Origin of the sequence: Primorskyibacter flagellatus, from assembly GCF_014638275.1 — a bacterium.
Classification (GTDB): Bacteria; Pseudomonadota; Alphaproteobacteria; order Rhodobacterales; family Rhodobacteraceae; genus Pseudooceanicola; species Pseudooceanicola flagellatus_A.
The window spans coordinates 851,526-863,392 of record NZ_BMFJ01000002.1; the positions used below are offsets into that span (position 1 = coordinate 851,526).

14 protein-coding genes are annotated in these 11,867 nt (G+C 60.9%); 5 read left to right on the top strand and 9 right to left on the bottom strand.

Annotation, left to right across the window (positions count from 1 at the left end; genetic code table 11):
* Nucleotides 1-3 precede the first annotated feature (3 nt).
* Entirely contained in the window at nucleotides 4-363 is a 360-nt protein-coding gene (locus IEV87_RS18480; RefSeq protein WP_188479288.1) for a YbaN family protein, read from the top strand.
* On the opposite strand, the gene IEV87_RS18485 is transcribed toward IEV87_RS18480, so the two are convergent.
* From IEV87_RS18485 to hemJ, 7 genes are all read right to left on the bottom strand, one after another.
* Nucleotides 347-1,240: a ParB/RepB/Spo0J family partition protein gene (locus IEV87_RS18485; RefSeq protein WP_188479289.1), complete on the bottom strand. Its 894-nt coding sequence runs from the start codon at nucleotides 1,238-1,240 to the stop codon at nucleotides 347-349. The genes IEV87_RS18480 and IEV87_RS18485 overlap by 17 nt on opposite strands.
* A 9-nt stretch (nucleotides 1,241-1,249) precedes the next feature.
* Nucleotides 1,250-2,059 (bottom strand): ParA family protein, encoded by an 810-nt coding sequence (locus IEV87_RS18490; RefSeq protein WP_188479290.1) that lies wholly within the window; start codon nucleotides 2,057-2,059, stop codon nucleotides 1,250-1,252.
* Nucleotides 2,052-2,651: a 16S rRNA (guanine(527)-N(7))-methyltransferase RsmG gene (rsmG, locus tag IEV87_RS18495; protein ID WP_188479291.1), complete on the bottom strand. Its 600-nt coding sequence runs from the start codon at nucleotides 2,649-2,651 to the stop codon at nucleotides 2,052-2,054. Before rsmG ends, IEV87_RS18490 begins: the two co-directional genes overlap by 8 nt.
* Nucleotides 2,648-4,516, bottom strand: coding sequence for a tRNA uridine-5-carboxymethylaminomethyl(34) synthesis enzyme MnmG (gene mnmG / locus IEV87_RS18500; RefSeq protein WP_188479292.1), 1,869 nt, complete (start codon nucleotides 4,514-4,516; stop codon nucleotides 2,648-2,650). The genes rsmG and mnmG overlap by 4 nt, the downstream gene beginning before the upstream one ends.
* A 12-nt stretch (nucleotides 4,517-4,528) precedes the next feature.
* The gene (gene mnmE, locus IEV87_RS18505) at nucleotides 4,529-5,812 is read right to left on the bottom strand and encodes a tRNA uridine-5-carboxymethylaminomethyl(34) synthesis GTPase MnmE (RefSeq protein ID WP_188479293.1); all 1,284 of its coding nucleotides are present in this window, start codon (nucleotides 5,810-5,812) and stop codon (nucleotides 4,529-4,531) included.
* Nucleotides 5,813-5,836: 24 nt separating this feature from the next.
* The gene (gene rho / locus IEV87_RS18510) at nucleotides 5,837-7,108 is read right to left on the bottom strand and encodes a transcription termination factor Rho (protein WP_188479294.1); all 1,272 of its coding nucleotides are present in this window, start codon (nucleotides 7,106-7,108) and stop codon (nucleotides 5,837-5,839) included.
* A 131-nt stretch (nucleotides 7,109-7,239) separates the two neighbouring features.
* Entirely contained in the window at nucleotides 7,240-7,686 is a 447-nt protein-coding gene (gene hemJ / locus IEV87_RS18515; protein ID WP_188479295.1) for a protoporphyrinogen oxidase HemJ, read from the bottom strand.
* Nucleotides 7,687-8,093: 407 nt separating this feature from the next.
* Between hemJ and IEV87_RS18520 the strand changes: the two genes are divergently transcribed.
* The 4 genes from IEV87_RS18520 to dnaQ are packed head-to-tail and all read left to right on the top strand — an operon-like array spanning nucleotide 8,094 to nucleotide 10,801.
* Nucleotides 8,094-8,690, top strand: coding sequence for a Maf family protein (locus IEV87_RS18520; protein ID WP_188479296.1), 597 nt, complete (start codon nucleotides 8,094-8,096; stop codon nucleotides 8,688-8,690).
* Nucleotides 8,687-9,532, top strand: coding sequence for a shikimate dehydrogenase (locus IEV87_RS18525; protein ID WP_188479297.1), 846 nt, complete (start codon nucleotides 8,687-8,689; stop codon nucleotides 9,530-9,532). Before IEV87_RS18520 ends, IEV87_RS18525 begins: the two co-directional genes overlap by 4 nt.
* Nucleotides 9,529-10,122 (top strand): dephospho-CoA kinase, encoded by a 594-nt coding sequence (coaE, locus tag IEV87_RS18530; protein WP_188479298.1) that lies wholly within the window; start codon nucleotides 9,529-9,531, stop codon nucleotides 10,120-10,122. The genes IEV87_RS18525 and coaE overlap by 4 nt, the downstream gene beginning before the upstream one ends.
* Nucleotides 10,115-10,801: a DNA polymerase III subunit epsilon gene (dnaQ, locus tag IEV87_RS18535; protein ID WP_188479299.1), complete on the top strand. Its 687-nt coding sequence runs from the start codon at nucleotides 10,115-10,117 to the stop codon at nucleotides 10,799-10,801. Before coaE ends, dnaQ begins: the two co-directional genes overlap by 8 nt.
* Nucleotides 10,802-10,804: 3 nt before the next feature.
* Here the strand turns inward: dnaQ and secB are convergent, their stop codons facing one another.
* Nucleotides 10,805-11,293, bottom strand: coding sequence for a protein-export chaperone SecB (gene secB / locus IEV87_RS18540; protein WP_188479300.1), 489 nt, complete (start codon nucleotides 11,291-11,293; stop codon nucleotides 10,805-10,807).
* 67 nt (nucleotides 11,294-11,360) lie between these two features.
* Nucleotides 11,361-11,840, bottom strand: coding sequence for an FxsA family protein (locus IEV87_RS18545; RefSeq protein WP_188479301.1), 480 nt, complete (start codon nucleotides 11,838-11,840; stop codon nucleotides 11,361-11,363).
* Between the last annotated feature and the right edge of the window lie 27 nt (nucleotides 11,841-11,867).

The window sequence follows — 11,867 nt, forward strand, 5'->3', positions numbered from 1 at the left end:
GCGATGCGCATCCTCTGGGCGACCCTCGGCTTCCTGAGCCTCGCCTGCGGGCTGATCGGGGTGGTGCTGCCGCTTGTCCCGACAGTTCCCTTCATGCTGCTCGCCGCATTCTTCTTTGCTCGATCTTCCGAACGCATGTCACACTGGCTGACGTCGCACCCGACCTTCGGCCCCGCGATCACCGACTGGCAGACAAGCGGCGCTGTTTCCCTTCACGGAAAACGAATGGCAACCATCGCCTGCGCCGTTGTGCTTGTGACCTCTGTGATCCTGGGGCTGCGCCCCGGTCTGATCGCAATTCAGACCGTGACCCTGTCCTGCGTTATGATCTTTCTCTGGACCCGGCCTACCGCCCGCCGCTGAGAATACGGCAAAGCTCATCAAGCTCTTCCAGATTCTCGTACCGGATACTGACGGACCCACTCTCCCCTCCCGCCTGGTGAGTGATTGCGACCTTCATGCCAAGCGCGGCGGACAGGTCCCCTTCAAGCGCCCGCGTGTCCGAATCCTTCGACGTCGTTTCGCGTGGTTTTGCCGGTTTAGTCTCTGTTTTGACCTGCGAAGCCAGCCGCTCTGTCTCTCGCACCGATAGCCCGCCCGCAACAACGCGCGCAGCCAGCGCCGAAGGCGACTCCGCCGTGATCAGCGCGCGCGCGTGCCCGGCCGAAAGCTTTCCGTCCTTGAGCATGGCCAGCACATCTTCCGGCAGGTTCAGCAGGCGCAGCAGGTTGGCGATGTAGCTCCGGCTCTTCCCAAGGGCTTCCGCCAGCTTTTCTTGCGTATGACCGAACCGGTCCATCAATTGGCGATAGCCCGCGGCTTCCTCCACCGGGTTCAGATCCGCCCGTTGGATGTTTTCTATGATCGCGACTTCAAGAACTTCGGTATCGTCATAGTCGCGCAACAGCACAGGAACCTCGTGCAGCTTCGCCATCTGCGCCGCCCGCCAGCGCCGCTCACCCGCGACGATCTCGTATCCGTCGTCCTTCTGACGGACGATCAGGGGCTGAATGATCCCTTTTTCTTCGATCGACTTGGCCAGCTCTTCAAGCTGCTCCGCGGTAAAGGTCCGCCGCGGCTGGTTGGGGTTTGGCACCACCTGTTCGATCGGGACCAGCAAATCCGGGCGACGCGGACCGGACTCAGCAACCTCCGACTGCGCGGTTTGATCTGCCGAGACATCCGCCATGAGGGCGGAAAGTCCGCGACCAAGACCCCTGTTCTTCTGACGATTGCTCATATGTCCCCCTCAGGCCTCGGCCGGTTCATTGTTCTTCAGAAATTCCTGCGCAAGCTCACGATAGGCCTGCGCGCCCTTCGACGCACTGTCAAACTCCAGCACCGGCATGGCATAGGACGGCGCCTCGCTGACGCGGACGTTGCGCGGGATCTTGGTCTGAAACACCATCTCGCCCAGGTTATCGCGCGCGTCTGCCTCGACCTGCTGCGACAGGTTGTTACGTGAATCAAACATGGTCAGAACGACACCCTCCATCCGCAGCCCGGGATTGGCCGACTGACGGACCTCACGGATCGTCAGCATAAGCTGGGACAGGCCTTCCAGCGCGAAAAATTCGCTTTGCAACGGTACCAGCACCGAATGCGCGGCTACCATCGCATTGACCGTGAGCAGGTTCAACGAAGGCGGGCAGTCGATCAGGATGAAGTCGAACTCATGCGCCTCCATCGCCGGCTGTCGCAGGGCGTCATGCAGGAGAAAGCTGCGCTTTTCATTTGCGATCAACTCCATATCGGCCGAGCTCAGGTCGACGGTGGACGGAACAATCGACACGCCTTCAACCGCAGTCTTCAGAATGACCTCATCGAGATCCGCGTCGTCCAGCAAAAGTTCATAGGTCGTGTTGGCCCGATCCTCCAGCTCGATCCCCAACCCGGTCGATGCGTTGCCCTGCGGGTCGAGGTCGATAATCAGGACGTTACTGCCAAACTCCGCCAGAGCGGCCGCCAGGTTGATCGTCGTCGTGGTCTTTCCCACCCCGCCCTTCTGGTTTGCGATGGCGACAATCTTGGGTCCGTTCACGACCAGAAGATCAGACATGCTCGATTTCCTTGATTCTCAGAATAACGGCCTCAGGATCGGTTTTACTCGGCAGAACTTCGTGTTGGAAGCGCCAACGCACCTGTGCATCCGCTATCTCATTCCTCCACTGCCGGCCTTTCGGGAACAGGGCTGTACCATCCGGTGACATATGAATTTGTGCCATGTCCAGTAGTTGATCGAGAGGCGCGAGCGCTCTAGCAGACAGAATATCAGCACCCAGTGGTTCGGCCTGCTCTATCCTCTGGCTGATGACAGTGGCCTTCAAACCGATCTCCCGCAACACGGTATTCAGGAAAACACATTTGCGCTGATCGGATTCAATCAGATGAAACCGGGCACTTGGATGTTTTTCGGCTCCAATGATCACGGCGACGAGCCCGGGAAAGCCTCCGCCGCTGCCGATGTCGAGCCAGTCCCGTTTACCACTTGGAGCCGCGTTATAGACTTGTACGGAATCCACGATATGCCGATCCCAGAGATCGGGAATGGTTCCACGCGACACCAAGTTAATGGACGGATTCCATTTGCGTAGAAGATCCGCGAAGATGGTCAGTCTCTCGAGTGTTTCACGTGAAACACCGTCGATCACGCCGACTTCTCCCGAACCTCCCGCCGCAAACGGGCGAGGATAACGGTCAGCGCCGCCGGGGTCATTCCCTCAACCAACGCTGCCTGGGCGAGGTTCTCAGGCCGACGCAATTTCAACTTCGCCTTAAGCTCGGTAGACAGGCCTTCAAGCCGATCGTAATCAAAGTCTTTCGCGATTTCCCGCGATTCATCGCGGCGCACAGCCTCGGCGTCCTGAGCCTGCCTCGCGATGTAGTTCACGTAAAGCGCATCGCGGCACAGCTGCTCCTTGGTGTCCTGGGGTATGTCGCTAACGTCAGGACAAAGCTTTTCGATTTGATCGAAGCCAACATCCGGAAACGCTAACAGCTGATACGCCGAGCGCCTTTGCCCATCTTCGCTGATTTTGATACCAGCAGAAGCAATCTCGCGCGGTGTATAGGATGCACCTTCCAAGATAGCCCGCCCGGATTCAAGCTGTTCCATTTTGTCCAGGAATTGCGCCCTGCGTGTATCAGATACACAACCGATATCCAATCCTCGACCAGTCAGCCGCTGATCCGCGTTGTCGGCCCGTAGGGACAGCCGGAATTCCGCTCGCGATGTAAACATCCGGTATGGTTCTGTCACACCTCTGGACGTAAGATCATCGATCATCACACCGATATAGCTCTCTGCCCTGCTGAAATGCACCGGGTCCCGACCCAAGGCTGAACTGGCCGCATTCAGACCTGCCACCAGACCCTGGGCAGCTGCTTCCTCATATCCCGTTGTGCCGTTGATCTGTCCGGCAAGGAACAGCCCCGGGACACTTTTGACCTGCAGGCTCAGATCTAGCGCACGGGGATCAACGTAGTCATACTCGATCGCATAGCCAGGCTGCAGGATAACAGCATTTTCAAGACCCTGGATGGATCGGACATAATCTTCCTGCACATCCTCGGGAAGAGAAGTCGAAATTCCGTTCGGATAGACAGTAGGGTCGTCAACGCCCTCAGGCTCAAGGAAAATCTGATGGGACGTCTTCTCGGCGAACCGAACCACCTTGTCCTCGATCGACGGGCAATACCGGGGGCCGACACCTTCTATGTGACCTCCATACATTGCCGAGCGATTGAGATTGCCCCGAATGATGTCGTGTGTGCGCGCATTGGTATGCGTGATACCGCAAGAGACTTGGCGAGCAGAAACACCCTTCGACAGGAAAGAGAACAGGACGGGTTCATCATCGCCCGGCTGGGATTCCAGCACGGACCAGTCGATAGTTCGCCCATCCAGACGGGGCGGCGTACCAGTCTTCAAGCGCCCCAGAGGGAGATCAAAGCCGTCCAGACGCTCCGCAAGAGCGACCGAAGGACGATCTCCCATCCTGCCACCCGAGCGACGCACATCTCCAATATGGATAACGCCCCGCAGGAACGTTCCCGTCGTCAATACAACGGCGGCGGACGAAATTTCGGACCCATCCCCAAGCACGACGCCGGACACCGTGGAACCGCTCATTATTAAATCGACAACTTCTCCTTCGACAATGGTTAGGTTCTCGGTTTGCTCCATCTCAGCCAGCATTTCCGTCCGATAGATCTTCCGATCGGCCTGCGCACGCGGCCCCTGTACGGCGGGACCCTTGCGCCGGTTCAATAGTCGGAACTGGATCCCGGCCAGGTCTGCGACACGACCCATCACCCCGTCCAGCGCGTCGATCTCACGAACCAGGTGTCCTTTACCCAATCCTCCAATGGCCGGGTTACAGGACATCACCCCAATGCCGTCCCTCCGCAGGGTGATCAAAGCCGTAACTGAACCCAGGCGGGCTGCGGCCGCTGCCGCTTCGCAGCCGGCATGACCTCCACCGATAACGATAACGTCGAAGTCAGAATGTTTCACGTGAAACACCTCCTACTTTCCGATGCAGAAGCTGGAAAAAATATCGTCAAGAAGCATCTCGACATCCACGCGACCTATCAGAGAATCGAGTGCACGGACAGCACTTCTCAACTCCTCCGCAGCGAGTTCAGGCATGATGCCTTCAATTTTCATTCCATCTGAAGCCGTTTCAATGTGCCCGGACGCGCGGACCATCGCAACACGATGCCGTTCCCGGATCGCCAACCCCGACCGAGCCGCGAGGACGCTCAAGCGGTTCTTTACCGAGTCCACGAGTTCAGCCAAACCGTGACCCGTAACGCCGGAAACGGACCCGGCAACCTCACCCGTCACATCAGCCTTGCCGACGACAACGATGTCCTCCGGAATAGGTGGAAACGCCGGTTCGTCCCCCGGCATCACCAGAAAGATCCGCAGGTCAGCGGCCTCGGCACGGTCGCGCGCACGCTCGACCCCGATCGCCTCGACCCTGTCTGAGGTCTCCCTGAGCCCCGCGGTATCGAGGATCGTCACCGGCAACCCGCCGAGGTCCATTCGAACTTCAATCACGTCGCGCGTCGTCCCCGCCACCTCAGATGTGATTGCGGCGTCACGCCCCGCCAGCGCGTTCAACAAAGTCGACTTCCCGACGTTCGGAGCACCCACGATCGCCACTTCGAACCCGCTCCGCACCCGCTCCGCAAAACTCGCGCCGTCGATTTCCTTCCTCAACCCTGACTGAACCCGGCTCAGCAACTCGAGAACCTCCGGAGACACATCCACCGGAACCTCTTCATCCGCGAAATCAATCGTCGCTTCGATCAAGGCGGCCGCACGGATCAGATCGCGACGCCAATCCCCCGCGTGCCGACCCAGTTCACCGGACAGAACACGCTGAGCCTGCCGCCGTTGCGCCTCCGTCTCAGCGTCGATCAGATCCGCCAGGCCCTCTACTTGGGAAAGATCGAGACACCCGTTCTCCAGCGCACGCCTGGTGAATTCGCCCGGGTCTGCCTGCCGCAGGCCCGCCTGATTACCAAGTTCTGACAGGACCGATGCGATCACGGCCGTGGATCCGTGCAGATGCAACTCCGCGACGGCTTCCCCGGTAAAGCTTGCCCCTGCCTCAAACAAAAGGACCAGCGCTTCATCCAGATGCCCGACCAAGCCCGTCAACCTGCGCAACCCGGCGACGCGCGGCGCGGGAAGCGTCCCGGCAAGCCGCCGGACCGCCTCCCACGCCTCGGGGCCGGAGAGACGGACAATGGCGACGCCGGACTTGCCGGGCGCCGTTGCCAAGGCAAAGATCGTGTCCATGACAGCCCCTCCCGAGGCCCGGTCTTAGCCGTTCATTGACTCGAAAAATTCGCTGTTGGTCTTGGTCTGCTTCAGCTTGGATATCAGGAACTCGATCGCGTCCGTCGTCCCCATGGGGTTGAGGATGCGACGCAGGACGAAGGTCTTCTGCAGATCGATCTTGTCGGTCAGAAGGTCTTCCTTCCGCGTGCCGGACTTCAGGATATCCATTGCCGGGAACACGCGCTTGTCCGCAACCTTGCGATCCAGCACGATTTCCGAGTTGCCGGTGCCCTTGAATTCTTCAAAGATCACCTCGTCCATCCGCGAACCCGTATCGATCAGTGCCGTCGCGATGATCGTCAGCGATCCGCCCTCCTCGATATTCCGCGCGGCACCAAAGAACCGCTTCGGCCGCTGCAGCGCGTTCGCATCGACACCACCGGTCAGGACCTTGCCCGAAGACGGCACCACGGTGTTGAACGCTCTACCAAGTCTTGTGATAGAGTCGAGTAGGATAACAACATCTCGTTTATGTTCGACCAGACGCTTCGCCTTTTCGATCACCATCTCCGAAACCGCCACGTGCCGCGTCGCCGGTTCGTCGAAGGTGGAGGAGATGACTTCTCCCTTCACCGACCGCTGCATATCCGTGACCTCTTCCGGGCGCTCGTCGATCAGCAGGACGATCAGGTAGCACTCCGGATGGTTCGTCTCGATGGAATGCGCGATGTTCTGCAGCAGGACCGTCTTGCCGGTCCGTGGAGGCGCAACGATCAGCGACCGCTGCCCCTTCCCGATCGGCGCCACCAGGTCGATGATCCTGGCGGAGCGGTCCTTGATCGTCGGATCCTCGATCTCCATCTTCAGGCGCTGATCCGGATACAGCGGCGTGAGGTTGTCGAAGGACACCTTGTGGCGCGCCTTCTCCGGATCCTCGAAGTTGATCTTCTGGACGGAGGTCAGGGCAAAGTAACGTTCATTCTCGTCCGGTTCCTTCATCAGCCCTTCCACCGTGTCACCGGTTCGGAGGGAATACTGGCGGATCATGTCGGGCGAGACGTAGATGTCATCCGGACCGGGCAGGTAGTTCGCCTCGGGAGACCGCAGGAACCCGAAACCGTCCTGCAGCACCTCGAGCACGCCGTCGCCGCCGATTTCCCAGTCATCGTCCGCATGCTCGCGGAGGATCTGGAACATCATCTCGCCCTTGCGCATGGTCGAGGCGTTCTCGATCTCAAGCTCCTCTGCCATGGACAGAAGGTCCTTGGGGCTCTTCGCCTTCAGGTCGGCAAGGTTCAGTCGTTGGACGGTCATGCAATACTCCGGACGCGGCCGATGCCGGCGCGCAGGTCTTTCAGAATGGGGAATCGTTTCGCCCGGACGGGCAACTTGGTCTGGGGAGATAGGGATCCCGGGCTCTCAAGTCAATCTTTCAGGACCGCCCGTCAGAACTTCACTACGACCGAGAGCACGATCACGATCATCAGCACCGTCGGCAATTCGTTCATCATCCGGTACTGACGCCCGCTCACCTTATTGGTTCCCTTCTCCAGGTCCTTCCTGCGCAGCGCCAGCCAGTGATGAAACCACGTCATCGCCAGCACCGCCGCAGCCTTGGTCCAGGGCCACACCATGGACCAGTCGACGATCCCCGGGGTGAACACGAGGCAGAGCCCGAACACCCAGGTCGCGATGCTTGCCGGGTTCATGATGAGCCTGAGAAGTTTTTTCTCCATCATGCGGAACGTTTCTTCAATCCGCGCGTTATCGGACTGTTCCACGTGATGCACGAAGAGCCGGGGAAGGTAGAACAACCCCGCCATCCAGGCGATCACGGACATGATGTGAAACGCCTTGATCCATGGGTAGAGGGTCGAGAGCACGTCAGTCATTCCGTCCCAGTATTCCTAAAATAAAAAGAAGAAAAGATTGATGTAATATGTAGGGAAGGCGGATCCCGTGGATTACTGACTTTGCCACAGTCTTGCCAACATTTCGCCGCATCCTGTGGATGACCTTGTGCGAAAAATGCGGAACAGAAGTATACCTGTCAGAAAATTGTTTTATTATCAGTAACTTGTAAAATTTACGCTACGTCGCTTAGCTCGGGATAGAATCCGTGGCAACTTCGGGACGCATACAATCTTCCACGCCTCCAGGGTTATCCCGGCCAACAACGGGAGAGCTGTGTGAACCCGGCGGGACAACGGGGATGGATGCGCCCGCCTTGCCTTACCCCTGTTAATTCTTCAGAAACCATCCTTACCCGCACACAGAGATTTTCCCGGATCTTATCCACATGCCCGACCTCATCCTCGCCTCCGGTTCTGCCATCCGGGCCGCGTTGCTGGGCCGCGCTCAGGTCCCGTTCCGCGTCCGCACGGCGCCAGTCGACGAGGACGCCATCAAGGCCTCACTCCTGGCGGAAGGCACCCGCCCCCGTGACATCGCGGACGCCCTGGCCGAGGCCAAGGCGCAGCGGGTCGGTGTCAAGGAACCCGCTGCGCTGACGCTTGGGTGCGACCAGATCCTCGATCTCGATGGCACTGTATTTTCCAAGCCGGAGAGTCGGGAACAGGCCGCGGACCAGCTGTCCCGCCTGTCCGGCAAGACGCACAGGCTGCATTCCGCCGCGGTGATCTTTTACGACGCGCAGCCGGTCTGGCGGTTTGTCGGAGAGGCGCGGATGACCATGCGACCGCTGTCGCCCGCCTATATCTCTGATTACCTTGATCGTGGCTGGCCCGAGCTCGGCACATCCGTCGGCGTCTACCGGATCGAGGAGGAGGGCAGCCGCCTGTTCTCCCGCATCGACGGTGACTATTTCTCGATCCTCGGGCTCCCGCTTCTGCCCCTGCTCACCTTCCTCCAGGACCGCGAGGTCATCCGCACATGACAGACCCGGCCCCCCTGCCCCGCGTGCCGCTCGCCGGAGTCATCGGACATCCGGTCGCGCATTCCAAGTCGCCTGCGCTTTTCCGCCACTGGCTCGACACCTACCAGTTGCCCGGCCACTACGTGCCACTGCACGTCCGCCCGGATGATCTGGAAACCGCGTTGGCCACCCTGCCCAAGCTCGGCTTCGTCGGCGCGAATGTGACGATCCCGCACAAGCAGCGCGCGCTGGAACTGGCCAACGTCGTTTCAGACCGTGCGGCGCTGATCGGTGCCGCCAACACGTTGATTTTCCGGCAGGATGGCGCTGTTCATGCCGACAATACGGACGGATACGGATTCGTCGAAAACCTGCGCCGCAATGCCCCGGACTGGGATCCCGAAGTAGGCCCGGCGCTTGTGCTCGGCGCTGGCGGCGCTGCCCGCGCGATCCTTGCCAGCCTGATCGACGCCGGTGTGCCCCGCATCGTCCTGTCGAACCGCACCCGCAGCCGCGCAGACGGGCTGGCCGAAGAGTTCGGCCGCCACATTGATGTGGTCGAATGGGTACAGGCCGCCGGAGAGATCGGGGACGCCGCGCTGATCGTCAACACCACGTCTCTCGGCATGACGGGCAAGGAACCGCTGCGCATGAAGCTCGACGCGCTGCACCCCGGCCAGCTGGTCACCGACATCGTATATGCCCCCCTGCGCACCCGGTTGCTGGAGGAAGCCGCCGCCGCCGGATGCCGGACCGTCGACGGGCTTGGCATGCTGCTCTACCAGGCGGTTCCCGGGTTCGAACGCTGGTTCGGCGTCAAGCCGGAGGTCACAGACGCCACCCGCGCAGCGGTGCTCGCATGACTTTCCTGATCGGCCTCACAGGATCCATCGGCATGGGCAAATCCACAACCGCAAAGCTGTTTGCCGACGAAGGCTGTGCCGTCTGGGATGCCGACGCGGCGGTCCACCGGCTGTACGCCCCCGGCGGCGCGGCGGTGGAACCGATGCGCGCCGCCTTTCCGCAGGCCGTGATCGACGGTGCGGTGTCGCGGGACGCGCTGAAGGCCGCGATCTCCGCCGACCGGACTGCTCTGCGTCGGATCGAAACGATCGTGCATCCGCTGGTGGCAGATGACCGTCAGGCCTTCATCGCCGCCGCCACGGCCGACATTATTGTGCTCGACATTCCCCTTCTGTTCGAGGGCGGCGGGCAGCGGATGGTGGACCTGACCGTCTGTGTCTCGGTCCCCGCCGAGATCCAGCGCGACAGGGTGCTGGCGCGCGGCACCATGACAGAAGACCAGTTCGAGATGATCCGAGCCAAGCAGATGCCCGATGCGGAAAAGCGTGCTCTGGCGGATCGGGTTGTCATCACCGATACTCTGGACCACGCCCGCCAGCAGGTCCGGGCCATTGTCGCAGAAGCCAGGGAAAAGCTGAAAGATGCGTGAGATTGTCCTCGATACCGAAACAACCGGCTTCGATCCCGAGCAGGGCGACCGGATTGTGGAGATCGGCGGCGTCGAGCTCTGGAACCACGTCCCGACCGGAGAGACCTATCACGTTTACATCAACCCCGAACGCGGCATGCCGCAGGAGGCGTTCGAGGTTCACGGCCTTGGCGACGACTTCCTGCGCGACAAGCCGAAGTTCCGCGATGTCGCGCAGGGTTTTCTCGACTTCGTGAAGGACGCCAAGCTGGTGATCCACAATGCCAGCTTCGACATGAAATTCCTCAACGCCGAGCTGGGCTGGCTGAACCTGCCGAAGCTGCCGTGGGATCAGGCGATCGACACGCTGGCCATCGCGCGGCAGAAATTCCCCGGCTCCCCGGCCTCGCTCGACGCGTTGTGCCGCCGGTTCGGGATCGACAACTCCTCGCGCACGCTGCACGGCGCGCTGCTCGACTCCGAAATCCTGGCCGAGGTATACTTGGAATTGATTGGCGGAAGGCAACCGGACTTCGCGCTCGCCACCTCTGCCGGGTCGTCGGAAACCGGAACCGCAGATGACTGGCGGCCGCGGCCCCGCCCGACGCCGCTGCCGTCGCGGATCACGGAAAACGAAGCCGCCGCCCATGCTGCGTTTGTCGAAAAGCTGGGCGACGGCGCTGTCTGGAAACGCTACTAGGCCTCAGGCCTGCGCGGTCTGCTCTGCCGCGCGGCGCTGGAGTTCGCTGCGATAGAGGTTCACGAAGTCGATATTGTCGAGGTTCAGCGGCGGGAAGCCCCCGTCGCGGGTCACGTCGCTGACGATCCGGCGCACGAAGGGGAACAGCATCCGCGGGCATTCGATCAGCAGGAAGGGATGCATCTGGTCATCCGGCACGCCCTCGATGTTGAAGACCCCGGCGTATTCCAGTTCCAGCAGGAACAGCGCGTCGTCGGTGCCCTGGGCGACGGATTTGACCGTCAGCTTCATCATCACTTCGTACTGGTTCGCCGTGTCGCGCTTTTTCGCGTCCAGCGCCACCTGCACCTTCACATCCGGCTGCACCTGGCCGGAGCCGGCCTTGCGGGCGAGGATGTTTTCAAAGGACATGTCGCGCACGAACTGCGTCAGCACGTTCAGCTTGATCTGAGGTGCCGCCTGCGCTGCTGCGCCATTTCCGGTTTCGGCCATCTGTTCTCTCCGAATGTTGGGTCGATACGGCGTCTAACAGGAAGCGGCCCTTGCCTCAATGGCAGGTTCAGTGCCGGGTCCAGCCGGAAGGGTGATGTGTCGGACGCTTGGGCGGTTCGACTTCGTGATAGGTTCCGTCGATCACGTCGTCGCGGAAGGGCGGGCGTGGCCGCTGCCCCGGTCCCGAGGAAAAACTGGTCACCTTCACGTTGCGCCGCAGCCAGCGGAACGCGGCGTGCCGCGCCGGCGGTGTCAGCAGTGCAAGACCAAGCGCATCGGTGAAGAAGCCCGGTGTCAGTAGCAGCACGCCCGCCACAAGGATCATTGCCGCATCCGCCAGCGGTTCTGACGGATCGCGCATCTCCGAAAAGCTGCGCTTCAGATTGTTCAGCGCCATCGCCCCCTGCGCCCGCATCAGGTAGGTTCCGAGGATCGCGGTCCCCAGAACGATGAGAAGCGTCCAGCCAAGCCCGATCAGCCCGCCGACCTGAATGAACAGCGCGATCTCGATCATGGGAACGGCGATGAAGGCCAGCAACAGCCACATGGGTATCTCCTGTCGTCGGTGGTGCGG